The sequence below is a fragment of the Bradyrhizobium sp. SEMIA genome (assembly GCF_014844175.1).
Taxonomy (GTDB): domain Bacteria; phylum Pseudomonadota; class Alphaproteobacteria; order Rhizobiales; family Xanthobacteraceae; genus Bradyrhizobium; species Bradyrhizobium arachidis.
In genome coordinates this window covers 5,443,531-5,464,606 of the sequence record NZ_CP046601.1, presented here as the reverse complement: position 1 = coordinate 5,464,606, position 21,076 = coordinate 5,443,531, and the positions used below count along the sequence as shown (strand labels likewise).

19 protein-coding genes and 1 pseudogene are annotated in these 21,076 nt (G+C 65.5%); 11 read left to right on the top strand and 9 right to left on the bottom strand.

The window, feature by feature from the left end; translation table 11 throughout:
- Window positions 1–73 precede the first annotated feature (73 nt).
- The 3 genes from FOM02_RS26600 to FOM02_RS26590 form a co-directional block, all read right to left on the bottom strand.
- Entirely contained in the window at window positions 74–304 is a 231-nt protein-coding gene (locus FOM02_RS26600; protein WP_027559014.1) for a hypothetical protein, read from the bottom strand.
- The gene (locus FOM02_RS26595) at window positions 294–917 is read right to left on the bottom strand and encodes a DUF1127 domain-containing protein (protein ID WP_027559013.1); all 624 of its coding nucleotides are present in this window, start codon (window positions 915–917) and stop codon (window positions 294–296) included. The genes FOM02_RS26600 and FOM02_RS26595 overlap by 11 nt, the downstream gene beginning before the upstream one ends.
- 120 nt (window positions 918–1,037) lie before the next feature.
- Window positions 1,038–1,763, bottom strand: coding sequence for a response regulator (locus FOM02_RS26590; RefSeq protein WP_027559012.1), 726 nt, complete (start codon window positions 1,761–1,763; stop codon window positions 1,038–1,040).
- A 566-nt stretch (window positions 1,764–2,329) separates the two neighbouring features.
- Between FOM02_RS26590 and FOM02_RS26585 the strand changes: the two genes are divergently transcribed.
- Both FOM02_RS26585 and FOM02_RS26580 read left to right on the top strand, forming a co-directional pair.
- Window positions 2,330–3,685 carry a glycosyltransferase gene (locus tag FOM02_RS26585; RefSeq protein WP_027559011.1) on the top strand — a complete coding sequence of 452 codons (1,356 nt, stop codon included), beginning with the start codon at window positions 2,330–2,332 and terminating at the stop codon, window positions 3,683–3,685.
- A 97-nt stretch (window positions 3,686–3,782) separates the two neighbouring features.
- The gene (locus tag FOM02_RS26580) at window positions 3,783–5,027 is read left to right on the top strand and encodes an MFS transporter (protein WP_051377981.1); all 1,245 of its coding nucleotides are present in this window, start codon (window positions 3,783–3,785) and stop codon (window positions 5,025–5,027) included.
- On the opposite strand, the gene FOM02_RS26575 is transcribed toward FOM02_RS26580, so the two are convergent.
- The 6 genes and pseudogenes from FOM02_RS26575 to FOM02_RS26550 all read right to left on the bottom strand — a co-directional run bounded on the left by FOM02_RS26575 (window position 5,011) and on the right by FOM02_RS26550 (window position 11,452).
- Complete coding sequence (locus tag FOM02_RS26575; RefSeq protein WP_156950870.1) at window positions 5,011–5,169, bottom strand: hypothetical protein; 159 nt, start codon at window positions 5,167–5,169, stop codon at window positions 5,011–5,013. The genes FOM02_RS26580 and FOM02_RS26575 overlap by 17 nt on opposite strands.
- A gap of 198 nt (window positions 5,170–5,367) precedes the next feature.
- Window positions 5,368–6,315: an ABC transporter substrate-binding protein gene (locus FOM02_RS26570; RefSeq protein ID WP_027559010.1), complete on the bottom strand. Its 948-nt coding sequence runs from the start codon at window positions 6,313–6,315 to the stop codon at window positions 5,368–5,370.
- A gap of 66 nt (window positions 6,316–6,381) precedes the next feature.
- A complete protein-coding gene (locus FOM02_RS26565) occupies window positions 6,382–7,422 on the bottom strand; it encodes an ABC transporter permease subunit (protein WP_027559009.1) in 1,041 nt (346 codons plus the stop codon).
- Window positions 7,415–8,938 (bottom strand): sugar ABC transporter ATP-binding protein, encoded by a 1,524-nt coding sequence (locus tag FOM02_RS26560; protein WP_027559008.1) that lies wholly within the window; start codon window positions 8,936–8,938, stop codon window positions 7,415–7,417. The genes FOM02_RS26565 and FOM02_RS26560 overlap by 8 nt, the downstream gene beginning before the upstream one ends.
- Window positions 8,939–9,068: 130 nt before the next feature.
- A pseudogene (gene xylB, locus FOM02_RS26555) lies at window positions 9,069–10,515 on the bottom strand (xylulokinase).
- A gap of 13 nt (window positions 10,516–10,528) precedes the next feature.
- Window positions 10,529–11,452 (bottom strand): LysR family transcriptional regulator, encoded by a 924-nt coding sequence (locus FOM02_RS26550; protein ID WP_027559006.1) that lies wholly within the window; start codon window positions 11,450–11,452, stop codon window positions 10,529–10,531.
- Between the two features lie 107 nt (window positions 11,453–11,559).
- Between FOM02_RS26550 and FOM02_RS26545 the strand changes: the two genes are divergently transcribed.
- From FOM02_RS26545 to FOM02_RS26505, 9 genes are all read left to right on the top strand, one after another.
- Window positions 11,560–11,883: a Dabb family protein gene (locus FOM02_RS26545; protein WP_027559005.1), complete on the top strand. Its 324-nt coding sequence runs from the start codon at window positions 11,560–11,562 to the stop codon at window positions 11,881–11,883.
- Entirely contained in the window at window positions 11,880–12,959 is a 1,080-nt protein-coding gene (locus tag FOM02_RS26540) for a maleylacetate reductase (protein ID WP_027559004.1), read from the top strand. The genes FOM02_RS26545 and FOM02_RS26540 overlap by 4 nt, the downstream gene beginning before the upstream one ends.
- Before the next feature lie 4 nt (window positions 12,960–12,963).
- Window positions 12,964–14,328, top strand: coding sequence for an amidohydrolase family protein (locus FOM02_RS26535; RefSeq protein ID WP_027559003.1), 1,365 nt, complete (start codon window positions 12,964–12,966; stop codon window positions 14,326–14,328).
- A gap of 21 nt (window positions 14,329–14,349) precedes the next feature.
- Window positions 14,350–15,252: an NAD(P)-dependent oxidoreductase gene (locus FOM02_RS26530; RefSeq protein WP_027559002.1), complete on the top strand. Its 903-nt coding sequence runs from the start codon at window positions 14,350–14,352 to the stop codon at window positions 15,250–15,252.
- Between the two features lie 14 nt (window positions 15,253–15,266).
- Window positions 15,267–16,151: an intradiol ring-cleavage dioxygenase gene (locus FOM02_RS26525; RefSeq protein WP_027559001.1), complete on the top strand. Its 885-nt coding sequence runs from the start codon at window positions 15,267–15,269 to the stop codon at window positions 16,149–16,151.
- Window positions 16,152–16,214: 63 nt separating this feature from the next.
- Complete coding sequence (locus tag FOM02_RS26520; RefSeq protein WP_265440123.1) at window positions 16,215–17,609, top strand: FAD-linked oxidase C-terminal domain-containing protein; 1,395 nt, start codon at window positions 16,215–16,217, stop codon at window positions 17,607–17,609.
- Window positions 17,606–19,129 (top strand): sugar ABC transporter ATP-binding protein, encoded by a 1,524-nt coding sequence (locus FOM02_RS26515; protein WP_027558999.1) that lies wholly within the window; start codon window positions 17,606–17,608, stop codon window positions 19,127–19,129. Before FOM02_RS26520 ends, FOM02_RS26515 begins: the two co-directional genes overlap by 4 nt.
- The gene (locus FOM02_RS26510; RefSeq protein WP_027558998.1) at window positions 19,122–20,072 is read left to right on the top strand and encodes an ABC transporter permease; all 951 of its coding nucleotides are present in this window, start codon (window positions 19,122–19,124) and stop codon (window positions 20,070–20,072) included. Before FOM02_RS26515 ends, FOM02_RS26510 begins: the two co-directional genes overlap by 8 nt.
- On the top strand, window positions 20,069–21,046 hold the full coding sequence (locus FOM02_RS26505; RefSeq protein WP_027558997.1) for an ABC transporter permease: 978 nt from the start codon (window positions 20,069–20,071) through the stop codon (window positions 21,044–21,046). The genes FOM02_RS26510 and FOM02_RS26505 overlap by 4 nt, the downstream gene beginning before the upstream one ends.
- The last annotated feature ends 30 nt before the right edge of the window (window positions 21,047–21,076 follow it).

The window sequence follows — 21,076 nt, the reverse complement described above, 5'->3', positions numbered from 1 at the left end:
AAATCGCGACGAGAGCTCGCCGCCGGATCAATTTACGCAACAATCGATTCTGGGCAAATCCGAACACTGCCCGTCAGGTAGGTGTTGTCATACATTTCAGCAATCCATGGTTCCCGCCGAATCCGCCTGCAACCTTCAAGTCTTCTTGATCGATGCAGTCGTCTCTCGCCGCCGCATCGACGAACTGTCTCGTCCAGCCGAACGGTATCCGTCCGGCCTCAAGGCCGCGCGCGATGAGGGCCAGGACGACCACGTGGTAGTAGTCCAATCCCGCGATCGCGCAGAAAATCGCATCAGCAATCACGGCAGTACCTCACCATTCGCTCGATGTCCGCCCGGCCCTGGATACCGATATCCCGCAAGGTCCGGTCGTCGTATTCCGCCAGCGCCCTGACGGCCCGTCTGATCTCGTGTTCCCTGCGCCAGTACGTCCACAAGGCCACGACCTGCTCGCCGAACCGGGCCAGCCAGTCTCCGTGCTCGCGCGGGCATTGCTCGCTCCACGCAGCAGGCAAAGGCGCAATGAAGTTAGAACTATTCAAATGTTGAGAGACGAGCAGCTCGTGCGCCACAGCGGGATGGCGATTGCCAGCGCGCTGAGCCTGGTGCGCATTTGCAGAAACCGACTCCTCATCGACCGAGAAAGCCGCGCTCGGATGCAGCGCCGCGCCGTAGACGGCAAAGCCTTCCATGCAGAACGCTATCGCCGTCGACAGCCAGGTGGTCGCCTGACGATCCATCTCCACGAAGGGCGCCGCAGCCGACGGCGCCCTGTAGTTCGACATATCTGGCACCTTGGCGCGAACGTGCTTGCTGCCCCGATCATCCGACAGATCAAGCTGCGCAATGCCGCCGATCTGCCGATGGGGCGATTGAACGATCCGGTTCACGTTTGAAGAGAGCTGCTGGTCCGGCATGGGAAGATTCTCCTGCGCGATGTTTGCAGGAGTAACCTTGAAGCTGCCCTGTTACGTCACCGTCACCGTCACGGGGAAAAGAGTTACAGACGCAGCCTGGCGCCGCCGTTCGCGCCGCGATTAGAACGGTTCTACCGGAAGCGTGAAGACGTAACCAACACCGCGCTCGGTCTGGATGATGCGCGGCGCGCTCGGATCGGTCTCGAGCTTGCGCCGCAGCCGCAGCACCTGAACATCGATGCTCCGATCAAAGATGTCCTCGTGGATGCGGGTCGCCTGGAGCAGATGCTCGCGGGTCAGCGGGCGCTGCGGCGCTTCGAGAAAGGCCAGCAGCAGCGCGTATTCGCCCTTGCTCAGGGGAACCTGCTCATTGTTTGCGTCCAGCAGCCTGCGGCCACGGCGTTCGAGCTTCCAGCCGTTGAAGCGATAGCCGCCGCGTTCCGGATCGCGGGCGCGCGCGACCCGTCCCATCTCCTGACGGCGCAACACGGCGCGGACCCGTGCCAGCAGCTCCCTCAGGCTGAATGGCTTGATGATGTAGTCGTCGGCGCCGAGCTCGAGACCGACGATACGGTCGATTTCGTCTGGACGGTGGCCGGTCGTGATAATGACCGGCACGTCGGACTGCGCACGGATTTCCCTGAGCATGTCGAGGCCGTCGTCCTGCCCCAGCCGCAGATCGAGAATGATGAGGCTGGGCTGCGCTCCTTCCAGATGTCGATGCAGCTCGGCCCGGGTGGATGCGGCCCTGCTCGGGACGTTGTGCTCTTCCAGATATTTGATCACCATCTGCCGTAGGGTAGGGTCGTCATCGACGACGATGATATGGCCGACGTCTGCCAACATATTCGATCTCTCAAACTTGCCCCAGGAGCCTGTCTCAGGCCAATCCCGCTTGCCGCGCAATGTCAGGGTCTGGACAGGCAATGGACTGCTCCGGCTAAAGCGGAAAATAAGGCACGCGATCTGCCGGCGGCTATTTCTACCGTTCGAAACGAACGATCATTTGCCGACGGCGTATCTAGATATGTACCAGCGACGAACAATAACGTTCGCAAACCTTACCGCGAACTAGGTCATTTTTCCGTCGCATTCCGCGGAATCTCCTAGACGTGAAGACTTGTGATCCCAGCCCTTTACTACTTTAGCGAACGCGTCGCCTCCACGACGCGATGCGAATTTTCCAGATCGCACGCCGAATTACAGCTTCGTTTCAGAGCAGCCGGTGACGGTTACATTTGTAACATGGCACGGCTCTCCGAGCCGCCCGCATCGCTACAAAGCCACGCTCCGTTGCTGCCGTAACCATTTCCCGTCCGCCACGAAGTTTTCCGGTAACGGCGATCCCGACATCTCTCCTCTGCTCATCGAGCGGCACCAGACTGCCGTTCGACAATCAGAGGATCGACCACATGAAAGTTCTCTTCGCTTCGACGCCTGCGACCGGCCATCTCAATCCGATGCTGGCGATCGCCAACATCCTCATCGCCGACGGCCACGAGATCGCGTTCCTGACAGGGACGGTGTTTCGCGCCCGCGTCGAGGCCAGCGGCGCGAGATTCTTTGGCCTTCCCAAGGGCGCCGACTTCGATTTGCGCGACATTCTCTCGGTAGTCCCGGAGTTGAAGACCATCGCGCCGGGGCCGGAATGGCTGCGCCTCGCCTGCGAACGCATCTTCGTCGACGCCATCCCGGCGCAGAACCAGGGTCTCTACGAGTCGCTGGAGCACTTCCAGGCCGACATCATCGTCGGCGACGACATGTTCTTCGGCGTGCTGCCGATGCTGCTCGGCTCGCGGGAGGCGCGGCCGCCGATCGTGCTGTGCGGGACGTCGTTCCTGCACTGGGCGCGCGACGACGGCGCGCCAAATTTTCTCGGCTTGCCGCCTGCGACGACCGAGGAGCAGCGCCGGCAATACGCCGTCATTGGCGACGAGTACGACGCCAATGTCGATTTGCCCGTGCTGCGCAGCCTGAACAGGGTGTTGAAGCCCTTCGGCGTCCGGCCGGTGACGCGGCCGCTCTTCCATTCCGTCATCGAGCTCGCCGATGCCTATATGCAGTTGTCAGTGCCGAGCTTCGAGTTTCCGCGCAGGTTTCCCTCCACGGTCCATTTCGTCGGCACGCCGCCGATCATCCGCGACCAGGTCCCCTTGCCGCCATGGGCGGACGAGCTCGACGGTTCGCGCAAGGTGGTGCTGGTGACCCAGGGCACGGTGGCCAATCATAATTTCGGCCTGCTGATCGTCCCGACGTTGAAAGCGCTGGCGAACGAGCCCGACGTGCTGATGGTCGTGACCGCTGGCGGCCGCCCGGTTGACGCCATCCCCGGCCCCATCCCGTCCAATGCACGGATCGCCAGCTATCTGCCGTTCGAATGGCTGCTGCCGCGCGTCGACGTGCTCGTCACCAACGGCGGCTATGGCAGCGTCAACCAGGCCATGAGCTTCGGCATTCCGCTGGTCACGGCGGGCATGACGGAGGACAAGGCCGACGTCAATGCGCGGGTGGCGTGGTCCGGCGTCGGCATCAACCTCGCCACCAACGAGCCGACGTCCGAAGCGCTGCGCGAGGCGGTACGCACGGTGCTCGATCGTCCCGCCTATCGCATGCGTGCCTCGCGCATGGCCGACGAGTTCACCAGCATCGGCACCCGGTCGGCCGTGCTGCGGATCATCAAGCGCATCGCCGCCGATGACGACGACGAGACGCGGCAGGCCGGCGCGATCGAGACAGGCCGGAGGTCCGCGCATCGCCAGGTGAGCTGACGCGCGCTGACGTCACCTGACCTCCCGACCTCCGCCTGCGGGAAGGAGGGGATCGTCCCCTCCCCTCCTTCCCACACTCCATCGCATGCGAACGGCCATGAAGATCCAGCCCGCCTCCGCCGCCTTTACGGTTCTGCTCGGCTTCCTCGCGGCCGTGCCCTATTCCGGCATCGATATCAACCTTCCAGCGCTCGCCGCGACCGGTGCAGCGCTGGGCGCGAGCCCGTCGCATGTCGGCCTGACGATGAGTGCCTTCATGCTGAGCCTTGCGATCGCACCGCTCCTCTACGGACCAATCTCCGACCGGGTCGGACGCAAGCCCGTCGTCCTGTTCGGCCTCGCGCTGTTCGTGCTCGCAAGCCTCGCCTCCGCGGCGGCGCAGTCGCTGCCGATGCTGCTGATCTGCCGCGCGGTTCAGGGGGTGGGCGCGGCGAGCACGGCCACGACCTTCGCGATCATCCGCGATCTGTTCGACGAAGCGTCCGGACGCGCGAAGATCGCCAGCGTCATGATCGCCATCAATGTGGTCACCGTGATCGCACCGAGCGCGGGTGCCGCGCTGCTCGCGGTCGGCGGATGGCGTCTGATCTATGCATGTCAGGCTGCGGCTGGCGTCGTGCTGATATTCGCCGTGCTGTGGGGACTGGGCGAAAGCGCCAGGAAGAGCGCCAGGACCGGTGCCGACCGCCGCCTCGCGGCGTCGGCGGTCGTCAATGACTATCTGCGGATCGTCACGCATCCGGTTTCGATCGTCTTCATTCTGGTCGGCGCGGCCGCCGGCTCCACCGTATTTGCCTATGTCACGGGCTCTTCGCTTTACTTCATCGGCGTGGTCGGCTTGCAGCCGAGGCAGTACGGCATGATCTTCAGTGCCTGCTCGGCAGCGGTGATGTGCGGCGCGTTCCTCGACAGTCAGCTCGGCCGACGTGGCGTCGCGCCGGCGAACGTGCTGACGGTCGGTCTCGTGCTGCTGTCTGCTGCCGCGAGCACGATGCTCGTGACGACGCTCGCCGGCTGGAGCCCGCCTGCCTTCGTCGCCGCGCTGCTGATCGCGGTGGCGCTGGCCTTCGGGCTCAGCATGCCGAACCTCATGAATGCGACGATGCAGCCGTTGCCCGATATCGCCGGCGCGGTCAGTGCTGCGGCCGGCTGCGTTCAACTGACATCCGGCGCGATCGCCAGCGGCATGGTCGCGCTGCTCTTCGACGGGCGCACGGCGCTCTCGATGGCAGCCGTCATGGCCGCCACTTCGCTGCTCGCGCTGGCGCTCTACTTGCGATTTGCCGTCGCCTCGTCGCGGCGGTCCAGCGGCAGAAAAGCATCCGCTAGCGCGGATGGCTGAACAGGTCCGCGGTCGCGTCGTCGACCGCGATCTCGACCAGCGCGGGGCCGTTCGAGGCCAGCGCTTCGCTGAAAGCATGGTCGACATCGGCGGCATCGGTTGGCGTCTTCGCAGATTGAATCCGGGTCAGCTCGCCAGTCACGCAGCGTCGCTCGCCTACCCGAGCGCCCGATATTGGCATGCCGCCACGCGGCGCCGGATGTCCTGGCTTTCACCGAATCTGCTTCCGAACCGACCGATCGAGATCGTGCAAGGCTAACACAACGGTGAGCCCGCGGGCGGTGTCGATCAAAACACCGCCTGTCTTCTCTTGCTCGGCCTTCCCGGGAGGAACGTCGCTTTACTGCGAGCGATCCGAGGTCCAGCCCTTGTACTCCGCGACGTTGTCCCTGGTCACGAGCTTGGACGGCAGGAGCTCGACGGTGGAGGCCGGCTTCTGGCCGTTGAGAATGCCGACGCCGACCTGCACGGCCCGCCGCGCCATGAAGAACGGGTCCTGCGAAGCCGAGGCCTGGACCTGCGGCGACTGCGGATCCTTCAGCGCGGCCTCGATGTCGGGCGCGCCGTCGACCGCAGTGATGATGATGCCGCTGCGGTTCTGCTGCCGGGCCGCAAGATCGGTGCCGATCGCCTGCGGATCGTTGATGGCGAAGATGGCGTCGATCTTGGGGAAGCGCGTCAGATAGCCCTGCGCCACGTTGAGACCGCCTTCGCGCGAGCCCTTGCCGTCCTGGTCGCTGGATAGCACCTTGATGCCGGGATTCTTCGACAGGACGTTCTTGCAGCCGACGACGCGGTCAATCACGGCGGAGACCTGCGGCCCGTTCTCGATGACGACGTCGCCTTTGCCGCCCAGCTTGTCGACGATGTACTGGCAGGAAATCTCGCCAGCCTGCACGTTGTTGGTCGTCACGGTGGCATCGGCGCCTTCGGCCGCGGTGTCGACCGCGACGACGACGATGCCCGCCGCCTGCGCCTTCTTGATCGCCGGGCCGATCGCCTTGGGATCGCCCGGGTTGAGCAGGATCAGGTCGACGCCGGCGGCAATGAAATTGTCGATCTGGGTGACCTGCTTGCCGAGATCGTATTCGAAGCCGACTGTCGTGATCCTCACATTGGGATTGGTCTTCTTCGCCTCGAACTCGGCGCCCTTCGACAGCGCGACGAAGAACGGGTTGCCCATCGAACCGAGCGAGACGCCGATCGACTTGAGCTCCTTGGCGAAGGACGGCGCGGTGCTTAGAGCGAGCGCCATGGCAGCGCCGGCGAGCATGATCGTCTTCAACATTGGCTTCCTCCCTGGTCTGTCTTCATCCCCGGCACGGCAGACCAGTTGCCGCAACGGAATATCGCATCACGTTCTGGCCGACCCTTGCAGGCGGTAGCGGTCGAGCGCCACGGCACCGATGATGACGAGGCCCTTGATCACATATTGCCAGATGTCGGAGACACCGATCAGGATCAGGCCGTTCGACAGCACCGCGATGATCAGCGCGCCGACCAGCGTGCCCCAGATCGAGCCGATGCCGCCGACGAACGAGGTGCCGCCAAGGATCACAGCGGTGATCGCGTCGAGCTCGTAGGACTGGCCGAGTTGCAGACCGTTGGCCGCATAGAGGCGCGCCGCCTGCATGGCGCCGCCGAGCCCCGCGAACAGTCCCGAGATGCCGTAAACGAAAATCAGCACGGCCCAGACCTTGATGCCGGCAAGCCGCGCCGCGCTTTCATTGCCGCCCACCGCATAGATGTGCACGCCGAGCACGGTCCGGCGCAATACCAGCCAGGAGACGAGGATGACGAGCAAGGCGATCACCGACAGCCACGGGATCGACGCGACGCCGGGAACCAGCGTCAGCGAGCCGTTGCCGATGAACGCATAGGGAATGGAGGGATTGAACACGGTGGTGTCGGCGCCGAGTAGTCGCGCCAGACCGCGCACGGCGGTGAGCGAGCCGAGCGTGACGATGAACGGCGGCAGGCGCAGGAGCGCAATCAGCGCGCCGTTGACAAGGCCGAAGCCAAGGCCGGTGACGAGCGCAGCCGGCAGCCACAGCATGCCGAGCTCCGGCAGCTTGGAGAGCGTCAACCCCGCCATCGCGGAGGCCGCCAGGATCGAGCCGACCGACAGGTCGATGCCGCCGGTGAGGATCACGAAGGTCATGCCTGCGGCGAGCACGGTGTTCACCGCAGCCTGCTGCAGCACGATGCCGAGATTCTGTCCGGTGAAGAAGCGGCCCTCGGACAGCATGTGAAAGCCGATGCAGAGAACCAGCAGCACCGGCAGCATGCCGAGCGCGCTGATCAGCATCCTCACCCGCTGACGCCTTGTCTCTGCTGCGGCACCGTTGGTCGTCGTCGGGGCGGCACTGGCCTTCGAAGCACCGTTGTCAGGCATCGAGATGCTCCATCCCCGTGGCCAGCGCCATGATGTCTTCCTGCGCCAGCGGCGAATGCGGGCCGCGCGTGACTTCGCCGGCGATGTGCCCGGCACGCATCACGACGACGCGGTCGCAGATGCCGATGATCTCGGGCAGATCGGACGAGATGACGAGGATCGCGGTGCCGGCCTTGGCCAGATTGTCGATGATCGAATAGATCTCCGACTTGGCGCCGACGTCGACGCCGCGCGTCGGCTCATCGAGGATCAGGACCTTCGGCGCAATGGCGAGAAGCCGCGATAGCAGCACCTTCTGCTGGTTGCCACCGGACAGGCCACCTGCGGCGACGCCGACATTGGCGGCGCGGATGCTGAGCCCTGCGAAGGCCCGCTCGGCGCGCTCGCGCGCCTTGTCGCGATCCAGGACGCAGCCGAGCTTGGCATCGCGCCCGAGCACGGCGAGATTGATATTGTCAAGGCACGACATGTCGAGAAACAGGCCGAGCGCCTTCCTGTCTTCCGTCAGGTAAGCGACGCCCGCCTCGAGCGCCTCGCCCGGCGTGCGGATGTCGACCGGGCGTCCCTCGAGCTCGAGGCGGCCCGCAGTCCTGGGCGCCGCGCCGATGATGAGATGCGCAAGTTCGGTGCGGCCGGCGCCGATCAGGCCGGCGAGCCCCACCACCTCGCCTGCATGCACGGTGAGCGAGCAGCCCTTGACGCGGCGTCCGTCAGCCATGTCGATCGCCGCGAGCACCGGATGTCCGCGTCCCGCTTCGGCATCGTGCTCCTTCTTGTAGAATGAGGAGACATCGCGCCCGACCATCATCCGGACGATGGTGTCGGCGCGGATGTCCTGCTTGTCGAGCGAGCCGACCAGCCGGCCGTCGCGCAGCACGGTGACGCGGTCGCCGAGCGCGTAGACCTCGTCCATGCGATGCGAGATGTAGATGATGGCGAGCCCTTCGGAGCGTAGCTGGCGGATCAGCGCGAACAGCCGCTCGCTTTCGGCGGCCGACAACGAGGTGGTTGGCTCATCCATGATCAGGATCTTTGATCTGGCGTGCAGCGCCCGGGCGATCTCGACCAATTGCCGCTGGCCCATCGACAGGTGCGCCACCAGTGTCGATGGCAGGAAGTCCGCGCCCAGCCGCTTCAGGATCGGCCCGACGCCCTCACGCATCTCGCCGCGGGCCAGCAAGCCTGCATGCGATAGCTCCCGCCCCAGATAGATATTCTCGGCAACGCTGAGATTGGGAGCCAGTGACAGTTCCTGATAGATGATGGAGATACCCGCCGCACGGCCGCCGAGCGGACCTTCGATCCGAGCGGTGCGTCCTTCGATGCGGATTTCGCCGCCGGGATCAGGCCGGTATGCGCCGGACAGGATCTTCATCAGCGTCGACTTGCCGGCGCCGTTCTCTCCCATCAAAGCATGGATTTCGCCGGCATAGACGGTGAGATCGACGGCACGCAGCGCCTTGATGCCGAAGAAGGATTTCGAGACCCCGCGCATCTCGAGGATCGGATCGTCCATCGTGCCTCCCGACGCACAATGCGTTTCCTACCCGCGTCTCAATTGGTTTCTCAGCGCGGTTCACGTATTAAACAAAAGGCCGCGGCGCAGGGCAATACCGAACACACGGGAAGGCAACATCGAAGCGGCGCTAGTGGCGCGGCCGATACAGTTCGCGCCAGGCGGGAAGCCGCTCGGCATAGGCATCGACCAGCTTTGCGTCGGGTTCAAAGGTCTCGACGCGCTGCGGTCGCGTGCATACGGCGGCGACCGCCTCACCGGTGACAGCAAGCCGCCCCAATCTCGCCGCACCGAACGCCGCGCCGGTTTCACCTCCGGCAAAACGATGGACCGGAACATTCAGCACGTTCGCCAGCACCGAGAGCCAGAACGGGGATCGCGAACCACCGCCAATGACATCGGCCTCCGCAATCGCGATGCCGGCTTCGGCCAGCACGTCGCGGCAATCGGCGAGCGCGAAGGCAACGCCTTCGAGCACGGCCTGCACGATCGCCCCGCGATCGGTGCCATGGCTCAAGCCATCGAGCATGCCGCGCACGAAGGGATCGTCGTGCGGCGTCCGCTCGCCGGCGAGATAAGGCAGGAAGCTCACCGGCGACGGCGCCCGCGGGTGCGATCCGAGCGGCGCCAGCAACTCGGCCTCGCTGGCGCCGAACAGGCGCGCGGCCAGGCCAGGCAGGAGGCGGCCGAGAGAATCGCACCGGCCTGAATCCACATGCCCGGGGAACGGCGTGACAGAATGTATGCACCGCGCGATCCGGGTTGGCGGCGATCGCGCTGGTCGGCGCCAGCAGGGCCCCCGAAGTTCCCAACGACACGAAGGCGGTTCCCGGCCGGATCGCGCCGATGCCGACGGCGCCCGCCGGATTGTCGCCGGCACCGCCCGCGATCACCGGCTGCCTGCGCATGCCCCAACGTTGCGCGAGCTCGCTGCGCAGCGTCGATGCAGGCGCGCATCCCTCGACCAGGCGCGGCATGTGACTACGTGACAGGCCCGTGGCGGCCAGTGCGGCGTCCGACCAGTCCCGGCGCGCGGCGTCGAGCCACAACGATCCCGATGCGTCCGAGACGTCCTCGACGGCCTCGCCTGACAGCACCAGGCGCAAATAGGCCTTTGGCATCAGAACGAGCTTGGTCGCCGCGAATGTTTCAGGCTCGTGCGTCGCAATCCACAGCAGCTTCGGTGCGGTGAAGCCCGGCATCGCCTTGTTGCCCGTCGTCACACGCAAGGCGGGCCAGCGTCGTTCCAGAATGCGACACTCCGCGGCCGCGCGTCCGTCGTTCCAGAGGATGCAGGGCCGCAGCGGCTTTCCGCCCGCATCGAGCAGCGTGGCGCCATGCATCTGGCCTGATAGTCCGATGCCTTCGACCGCCGCGAGCGCGCCGGCATGGCTCGCCTTCAGGGCGTCCAGCGTGGCGAAGGTCGCATCGATCCACTGCGCGGGGTCCTGCTCACAATAGCCTGGCTGCGGCGAGGCCGTCGCAAGCGGCCGGCTCTCGCTTGCGATCACGCGCTGGGCATCGTCGACGAGAACGGTCTTGACCGCGGAGGTCCCGAGATCGATGCCGAGATACATGGATGCTCTCCGCTCACTTGGTCGCGTCGATCCAGATCCCGGGCTCCGAATGCTCGCGGATGTGGCTGACGAGGAAGTCGGAAAAGACCCTGATCTTGGCCGGCAGCCTGACGCGGTTCTGATAGGCGATGTTCATGGTGAGCAGCGGCAGCTCCCAGCCCCTCAGGACGGGCACCAGCCGGCCGGCCGCGATGTCGCTCTGCACGATGTAGAGCGGCTGGATCAGGATGCCGAGCCCCGCGCGCGCCGCGCCGCAGATGATCTGGCCATCATTGCTGTCGAGCGTCGGCGCGATCCGCACCGTCTGCGTCGTGTTGCCCTTGCTCAGCCGCAGCGAATAAGGATCGTTGGCGAGGTTGTAGATCAGCATGTTGTGGCGGGCGAGATCGGCCGGATGCTCCGGCCGGCCGTGCTTCTCCAGATATGAGGGAGCCGCCGCCAGCACGCGGTGCATCTGGCCGATGCGGCGGACGACGATGTTGGAATCCGGCTCATGCTCCCTTGTGCGGATCGCCACATCGATGCCCGCCTCGATGAAATCCAGATAGCGGTTTGCGCTGATGATCTGCACGCTGAGATCGGGATAGAGCGCGCGGAAGGCCGGCAGCATCGGCGCGAGATAGATCATCGCGAAGGACAGCGAAGACGTCACGCGCAGCATGCCCTTCGGCGACAGCGCGCGGTCGGAAACGGCGTCCTCGGCTTCGGCGAGCTCGTTGAGCAGCGTGCTGCAGCGCTGCAGCAGCTCCTGCCCTGCTTCGGTGAGCCATTGCCGGCGGGTGTTGCGCTCGATCAGGCGGACCGCAAGCCGCTCCTCCAGCGCACTGAGATGACGGCTGGCGGCCGCGTTCGACATCCGCAGTATTTCGGCGGCCTTGGACAGGCTGCCGAGCTCGGCGGTTTTGGAGAAGACTTCGAGTTGGAGCAGCCGGTCCATTTTTGCGGAAAGAGGAAAAGAGACTTACGAAGATTGGCCTTTATTTCCGCTTTCTGCAAGGCAAAATGACTCCAACAACACACAATGGCAGGCGAGGAAATCAGGAAATGTCGGGCCCGATCAGGCACATCGTGATGTGGCGGCTGCGCGGGGAGACCCCCGAAGAGCGGTCCGCGGCCCGGCTGAAGGTCAAGACCCTGTTCGAGGGCCTCAAGGGCCGGATCGACGGCCTCACCCACATCGAGGTCGGCATGGACGTCAGCGCGGTCGACTACGCCTGCGACGTGGTGCTGTTCTCGGAGTTCACCAACCAGGCGGCGCTCAGCGCCTATGCCAACCACCCGGAGCACCTGCGCGTCCGCGAGGCACTGGGCGACTTGCGGATCGGACGCTTCCAGGTCGATTATCCCATCAAAGAGACCGGCGCATGATCGGTTCGTTCACCTTTGAAAACCTGCCCTGCCGCGTCGTGTTCGGCAGTGGAACTTTGGCCTCGGCGAAGACCGAGGTCGAACGGCTCGGCGGCAAGCGCGCGCTGGTGCTGACGACGCCGCAGCAGGAGGCGCAGGGCAAGAATCTTGGTGCCGCGCTCGGCCCGCTCTATGCCGGCATCTTTCCCGGCGCGACCATGCACACGCCGGTCGAGGTCACGGAACGGGCGCTCGCGGCGATGAAGGCGTGCGAGGCCGATTGCGTCGTCTCGCTCGGCGGCGGCTCGACCACCGGCCTCGGCAAGGCCCTCGCGCTGCGCACCGGCGTCAACCAGCTCTGCATTCCCACCACCTATGCCGGCTCGGAGATGACGCCGATCGTCGGCCAGACCGAGAACGGTCTGAAGACCACGGTGCGCGATGCGGCGATACTGCCGGAGACCGTGATCTACGACGTCGATCTGACCCTGACGCTGCCGGTTGGTCTCGCAGCGACCTCAGGCATTAACGCCATTGCTCATGCGGTGGAAGCGCTTTACGCCCGCGACACCAACCCAGTGACGTCGCTGATGGCGGAGGAAGGCATCCGTGCGCTGGCGCGCGCCCTGCCCGCTATTAGCGTCAAGAGCGATGATCGCGAGGCCCGCACCGAAGCGCTCTATGGCGCCTGGCTGTGCGGCGTCTGCCTCGGCACAGTCGGCATGGCGCTGCATCACAAGCTCTGCCATACGCTGGGCGGCACGTTCGACCTACCGCATGCGGAGACCCACACCATCGTGCTGCCGCATGCGCTCGCCTACAACGCGCCTGCCGTGCCAGACGCAATGGCGCGCATCTCCCGCGCGATTGGTGCTGCCGACGCGTCGCAAGGACTCTACGACCTTGCCAAGCGGCTGGGTGCAAAGCTGGCGCTGCGCGATGTCGGCATGCCCGAGAGCGGCATCGACAAGGCGGCGGATCTTGCCGTCACCAACGCCTACTGGAACCCGCGCCCGCTGGAGCGCAATGCCATCCGCGACCTGATCGCGCGCGCCTGGGCCGGCGATCCGCCTGCTACCATCAAAGCGGCGGCGTGAGGCGATGCGGCGCACCCTGATCAGATCGGCCACCGTCATCAGCATGGATGAGGCGATCGGCGACCTCGGCACTGGCGACGTGCTGGTCGAGGGCAGCCGGATCGTCGACGTGCGGCCATCGATCGACGTCGCGGCCGACACGGAGATTGTCGACGGCAAAGGCCGCATCGTCATTCCCGGCCTGATCAACGCGCATATGCACACCTGGCAGACCGGCTTGCGCGGCTTTGCCGCGAACTGGACGCTGCTGGAATATTTCCGCCGCATGCATGCGGGCCTTGCGACCGTGTTCCGGCCCGAGGACATCCATATCGCGACGCTCGTCGGCGCGCTGAACCAGATCAACCACGGCGTCACCACGCTGGTCGACTGGTGTCACAACAACCCGACGCCTGATCATACCGACGCGGCCGTGCGCGGCCTGATCGAGAGCGGCATCCGCGCCGCCTTCTTCCATGGCTCGCCGAAGCCGGAGCCGAAACCGGGCGAGCCGCATTTCTCGGAAGTGCCGCATCCGCGCCGCGAGGTCGAGCGGCTGCTGGCGGGTCCCCTCGCCGACCGCGACGGTCTCGTCACGCTCGGGCTTGCGATCCTGGGCCCGCATTATTCGACACTCGACGTCGCCATGCACGATTTCCGTCTGGCGCGGGAACTGAAGCTGATCGCATCAATGCATCAGGGCGGCGGTCCGGCCAAGACGCCCGGCGGTTGGGAGAACCTGATCGAGGCCGGCCTCGTTGGCCCCGGGATCAACATCGTCCATGGCAACGATCTGCCTGATGAGTTGCTCGATCGGATGATCGATCTCGGTGTGTCCTTCTCCGTCACGCCGGAGAACGAGATGATCCAGGGCCACGGCTTTCCGATCACCGGACGCCTGCTCAAGCGCGGCGCGCGTCCGACCATCGGCATTGACCTCGAATCCGTGCTGGCCGGCGATCTCTTCTCCGCCGCGCGCGTTGCACTCTCCATGCAGCGAGCGCTCGACAATGCGGAGTCGCGCAAAGCGAGCGGCACCATTCCGGCGACGACCACAATTCCCGTGCGCGAGGCGCTGCGCTGGATCACAACGGAAGGCGCGCGCATGCTCGGCCGCGAGCACCAGATCGGCTCGCTGACGCCGGGCAAGCTCGCCGACCTCGCCATCATCGACGCCACAGATCTCAATCTCCATCCGGTGCACGATCCCGTCGCCACCGTCGTGATGCAGACGAGCCTTGCCAATATCGAGGCCGTCATGATCGGCGGTGCCTGGAAGAAGCGGAGCGGCAAGCTGCTGGCCGAGGGGCTGGAGACGAAGAAGGAGCTGCTGGCGCAATCCGGCCGGCGGCTGGTGCAGGACATCGAAAGACAAGGACGCGCCGCCTGAAGGCGCCAACGGACAACGACAATGACAGACGCTGCGAAGAATGTTGCTTTCATCGGGATCGGTAAGATGGGTCTGCCGATGTCGGTGCTCGTCGCCAAGGCAGGCTATGCGGTCACCGCGTTCGATCAGAGCGCGGCCCGGATCAGTGAGGCGCGTACGCAAGGCATATCTATCGCCGCCTCGCCCGCCGAGGCGGTGAACGGCAAGGCGGCGGTCGTGACCTCCCTGCCCGATGACGCCGCCCTGCGTGGCGCGCTGCTAGGCCCGAGCGGCCTCATTGCCGCGATGGCTGCAGACTCTGTTCTGATCGAAACCAGCACCGTCAGCGTCGAGGCTTCCAGCGAGGTTGCTGCCGCCGCGCAGGCGCGCGGCATTGCGTATCTGCGCTCGCCGGTCTCCGGCAATGCCAGCATCGTGCACACGGGCGCGCTGACCTGCTTCGTCTCGGGGCCGAAGGACGCGTTCGAGAACACAAAGCCGCTGTTCGCTGCCTTCACCCGTGCCCAGACCTATCTCGGGCCGGCCGAGGAAGCGCGCTACGCAAAGCTCTCGGTCAATCTGATGATCGCGGTGTCCGCGGCGATGATGGCGGAGAGCCTGGCGCTGGCGCGCAAGGGCGGCATCGCCTGGCAGGACATCCTGAAGGTGCTCGACGACAGCGCGGTGGCGTCGCCCATGGTGAAGTACAAGACCGCGCCGCTGCGGACGCGGGATTTCGAGTCCACTTTCTCCTGCAAGCAGATGGCCAAGGACCTCGATTTGATCCTTGGTGCCGGTCACGCCGTCGGCGTGCCGCTGCAGCTCGCAGCGCAAGTGCGCGAGACCTATGGCTCGCTGGTCGCACAGGGCGATGGCGACACCGATTTCATCGCGACCGTCAAGCATCTCGAGCGGCTGTCCGGCCTCGGCGAACCGAAACTCTGATCGCGGAGATACGTATGCGTAACTTCAACGAAAACACGATCACGGACGCGGTGCTGGAGCGGATCGCGGACGCAACCGAGCCACGGATCAAGCAAATCAGCGAAGCGCTGGTGCGGCACCTGCACGCCTTCGTCCGCGAGGTGCGGCCGACCCAGAAGGAATGGGAGTACGGCATCGACTTCCTGACCCGCACCGGCCACATGTGCGACGACAAGCGCCAGGAGTTCATCCTGCTCTCGGACACGCTCGGCGTCTCCATGCTGGTCGACGCCATCAATCATCCGGTACCGGAAGGCGCAACCGAGACGACGGTACTCGGCCCGTTCTTCGTCCAGGCCGCGCCGGAGAAGGACAGCGGCGCCGATATCTCCGGTCCGATGGAAGGCGATCCGATGCTGGTCACCGGCTCGGTCTCGACCGTCGACGGCAAGCCGCTAGCCGGCGCCGTTGTCGACGTCTGGCACTCCGACGATGACGGCTATTACGACGTGCAGCAGCTCGACGACATCGGCGATCTCGCGATGCGCGCGCGCTTCCACACCGACGCCAATGGCCGCTTCCATTTCTGGTCGATCAAGCCGGCGGCCTATCCGATCCCGCATGACGGCCCGGTCGGGGAGATGCTGGAGGCGCAGGGCCGCCATCCCTGGCGCCCCGCCCATGTGCATTTCATGATCTCGGCGCCCGGCTTCGAGCAGCTCGTCACGCACGTGTTCGTTGCCGGCGATCAGTATCTCGACTCCGACGTGGTGTTCGGCGTCAAGGACAGCCTGATCCGCGAATTCACGAGGCATCCCGCCGGCCGTGCGCCGGATGGTCGCATGGTGGACAGCGAGTATTTTCATCTCAACTATGATTTCGGCTTGAAGCAGGTTGCGAGCAGCGCAAGAGCCGCCTAAGCCGATCGACGACGCAGCGGACCGACAAGAGTCCGGCAACAGGGAGCAGACGGGAGTTTTGGGATGGGACCTCGTGTCAGCACGAGCATATTGGCCGATCGCCTCACCGGCATGATCGGCCCGCGGGCGAGCGTTGCGCGCGGCGTGCTCGATCAGCATGGGCAGAGCGAGTCGCATTATCGCAACTTGCCGCCCGACATCGTGGTGTTCCCCGAGACGACGCAGGAGGTCGCGGAGATTGTGAAGCTGTGCGCAAGCGCGGGCATGCCGATCGTCCCGTTCGGCGCCGGCACCTCGCTGGAAGGCAATGCGGCCGCAGTCGCCGGCGGCGTCTGCTTCGACTTCGCTCGCATGAACAAGGTGCTCAGCGTGCACGACAGCGACATGGATGTCGTGGTGCAGCCCGGCATCACCCGCAAGCAGCTCAATGCGGAGCTGCGCAATACCGGACTTTTCTTTCCAATCGATCCCGGCGCCGATGCCTCGATCGGCGGCATGACCTCGACGCGCGCCTCCGGCACCATGGCGGTGCGCTACGGCACCATGAAGGACAATGTCATGGCGCTCGAGGTGGTGCTGGCCGACGGCCGCGTGATCCGGACCGCGAAGCGCGCAGGGAAGTCGGCAGCGGGCTATGATCTGACACGCATGTTCGTCGGCGCCGAGGGCACGCTCGGCGTCATCACCGAGATCACCTTGAAGGTGCAACCCGTACCGCAGGCGATCTCGGCCGCGGTCTGCAGCTTCGACACGCTGCACGATGCCGTCGACACCGCGATCTCCGTGATCCAGTCCGCGATCCCCGTGGCGCGCATCGAGCTGCTCGACGACGTCATGATGCGCGGCATCAACGCCTACGCCAAGCTGGGTTATCGCGAGGCCCCCACCCTGTTCTTCGAATTCCACGGCTCCGAAAGCTCCGTTGCCGAGCAGGCCGAAGCTGCGCAGGCGATTGCCGCCGACCAAGGTGGCCACGGCTTTGCCTGGGCGAAGGCGCCGGAAGACCGCAGCCGACTCTGGCATGCCCGCGACAACACGCTCTATGCCGGCCTTGGCCTGCGGCCCGGCGCACGCGCCGTGATTACCGATGTCTGCGTGCCGATCTCGCGTCTGGCGGAATGCCTGACCGAGACGCGGCGCGACGCGGACGAACACGGCTTCACCGCGCCGATCGTCGGCCACGTCGGCGACGGCAATTTCCACATGCTGATCCTGATCGATCCGGTAAAGCCGGATGAAGCCGAAGGCGCCAAAGCGCTGCAGGCCCGCATGGTCGCCCGCGCCATCGCCATGGACGGCACCTGTACCGGCGAGCACGGCATCGGGCTCGGCAAGATCGATTATCTCATTGACGAGCTCGGCGACGCCGTCGACGTGATGCGGCAGGTCAAGAGCGCGCTCGATCCGAATGGATTGATGAACCCGGGTAAGATTTTCGCAGGCGGAGCCAAGGCATGAGCGACGCGCTTCCGATCGAGGTCACCTCGCCAACGCCATTGCTGGAGCTGCGCGGCATCAGCAAGGAGTTTCCCGGCGTCAAGGCGCTGGATGACGTGTCCTTTGCCGTCTACCCCGGCGAAGTGCATATGCTGCTCGGCGAGAACGGCGCCGGCAAGTCCAGCCTGATGAAGGTGCTGTGCGGCGCCTATCGCGCCGACGCCGGCGAGTTCTACCACAAGGGCGAGAAGGTCGCGATCGCCTCGACGGCGGATGCGCAGAAGCTCGGCATTGCCGTGATCTTCCAGGAATTCTCGCTGGTCCCCTATCTCGACATCGCCCAGAACATCTTCCTGGGACGCGAGCCGACGGGCCGCATCCCCGGCACCATCGACCGCCGCAGGATCCTGGCCGATGCCAAGCGCGTGCTCGACACGATCGGCTTCGATATCGATCCCGCCACCACCGTCGACAAACTGGGCGTCGCACAGCAGCAGATGGTCGAGATCGCGAAGGCGATCAGCCAGAACGCCCGCATCCTCGTGATGGACGAGCCGACCGCGGCGCTGTCCGACCGCGAGACCGAGTTATTGTTTGCGCTGATCGCGCGGCTGAAGGCCGACGGCGTCTCCATCGTCTATATTTCCCACCGCATGGCCGAGGTGTTCGCGCTCGGCGACCGCATCACGGTGCTGCGCGACGGCCGCCGCATCGACGGCGTCAAGCCCGCCGATGTCACCCCGGACCAGCTCGTGCGCATGATGGTCGGCCGTAACGTCGACATGACCTATCCGCGCAACTTTGCCGACAAGCCAGGCGAACTGCTGCTCGAGGTCAAGGGCCTCTCCGCGGCGACCGGCATCTCCGACATCAACATCGAGGTGCGCCGGGGTGAGATCGTCGGCCTGTGCGGGCTGGTCGGCTCCGGCCGCAGCGAGGTCGCGCGCGCGATCTTCGGCGCTGATCCCGTGACGTCAGGCGAGATCATCTTCGACGGCAAGAGCATCTCCGGCGAGCCCGATCTCGCCGCCCGCCGCGGCATCGCGCTGATCCCGGAGAGCCGCAAGAGCGAAGGGCTCGCGCTACTTCGCTCGGTCGGCGACAATCTCGTCGTGTCGGCGCTGAAAAAGCTGTTCCCGAGCGGCCTGTTCGACCAGCGCAGTGCGCAGCGCACGTCCGACGGTCTAATCCGGCAGCTGCGCATTGCCACGCCCAGCGCGCGGCAGACCGTGGGCCTGCTCTCCGGCGGCAACCAGCAGAAGGTCGTGATCGGCAAGTGGCTGGCGGCCGGCTCGAAGCTCTTCATCTTCGACGAGCCGACGCGGGGCATCGACATCGGCGCCAAGTCCGAGATCTTCGCTTTGATCGACCGGCTGGTGGCCGAAGGCGCAGCGGCCCTGATGATCTCGTCCGAGCAGGTCGAGATTTGCCATGTCTGCGACCGCGCCTATGTGATGCGCGAGGGGCGCATCGCCGGGCATCTGACCCGCAACGAACTGACCGAGGAGAACATCGTGCGACTGGGGATGCATCATGCGTGAAGCCGCGGTCGTATCACAACCCAATCCACTGCAGCGCATTCCCGGCGTTGCCATCGTGCTGGTGCTGCTGATCGCGCTGTTCAGCGCCATCGCGCCCGGCTTCCTGTCGGCCGCCAACCTCTCCAACGTGCTGGTGCAGTCGACCATCCTGACCATGCTCGCGCTGCCGATGACCTTGATCATCATGACCGAGGGCCTGGACCTGTCGATGGGCGCGGTGCTGACGCTGACCTCGCTTTGCGTTGCGATCGTGTCGCTCGCGACCAAATCGATGCTGCTCGGCCTCGGCGCCGGCCTGCTGGTCGGCGCGGCTTTCGGCATCGCCAATGGCTGGCTGGTCGCGATCCTCGGTATCCCGCCCTTCGTCGCGACCCTCGGCACGCTCGGCATGGCGCAGGGCCTGTCGCTGATCGTCAGCGACGGCCAGAGCGTGGTCGGCATCCCCCACAGCGTGCGCGACATCTATTCGGCGACGCTGCTCGGCGTGCCCGTGCCGATCGTGATGGCGCTGGTGACCTATGCGGTGTTCCACGGCCTGCTCTATCACACCCGCTTCGGCACCTACATCTTCGCGCTCGGCGGCAATCGCGAGGCGCTGCGCTATGCCGGTCTCTCGCCGAACAAGCTGCTGATCGCGGTGTACGCGATCGGCGGCGCCATGGCCGGCATCGCGGGCTTGCTGATGACGGCGCGGATGAATTCCGGCCACCCGACCGCCGGCCTCGGCCTCGAATTCGATGCCATCGCCGCCGTCGCGGTCGGCGGCACCTCGTTCGAGCGCGGCAATGGCTGGCTGCTCGGCACATTGCTCGGCGTTCTCTCCGTGGGCGTGCTGCGCAACGGGCTGAACCTGATCTCGCTGCCGTCCTCGGTGCAGGTCGCAAGCGTCGGTGTCCTCGTCATCGTTGCCCTGTTCCTCGACGGCCTCAGGAGCCGCGCATGACCGATATCAGCAAAGAGGCGATCGCGCCGCCCCGCTCGTTCCTGTCGCAGGACGCGATCCAGCTGTTCTACCGCCTGCTCGCGGCGCTTCTGATTTGCGCGGTGCTCGCCGTGCTCAGCGATTCCTTCCTGAGCCTCGGCAACATCCTCAATGTGCTGCGGCAAGCGAGCCTGACCTTCTTCATCGCCTCCGGCCTGACGCTGGTGGTGTTGACCGCCGGCCTCGATCTCTCCGTCGGCGCCAATGTCGCGCTGTCGGCCTGCATCGCCGGGACCGTGATCCACAAGACCGGCTCGCCGGCGCTCGGCATCCTCACCGGCCTCGCCTGCGGCGGCATCGTCGGTCTCCTCAACGGCATCATGGTCACGGCACTCCGCATCCCCTCCTTTATCGCCACCTATGGCATGCTCTGGGTGCTGAACGGCCTCACCTACTGGTACATGGCGGGCGAGACCCTGCACGGCTTCCCCGCAGGCTTCCGCCAGATCGGCAGCGGCTATCTGTTCGGTCTGCCCATTCCGGTCTACCTGCTGCTGGTGTTCCTCGGGATCGGGACGCTGTTTGCGCAGCGGACGATCTGGGGCCAGGAGATCTATGCGATCGGCGCCAATCCGGTCGCCGCCCGTCTCTCCGGCATTCCCGTCGCGCGGCGCCTGCTGCTGGTCTACGCGGTCTCAGGCACCATGGCCGGGCTCGCCTCGATCATCTTCCTGTCGCGGCTCAATTCGGCCGAGGCCGACATCGGCGAAAGCCTGACGCTGCCCGCGATCGCGGCCGTTCTGATCGGCGGCACCTCCCTGTTCGGCGGCGTCGGCACCGTGTTCGGCACCTTCATCGGCGCGCTGATCCTGACGCTGGTGCTGAACGGCATGAACTTGCTCTCGGTCAGCGCCAACTGGCAGCCGCTGGTGACAGGCATCATCGTCATTCTCGCGGTCTGGCTCGACATGAAGACCCGCCGCCGCGCGCAATGAGCACTTAGAAATCCAACAAGCAAAATGAGG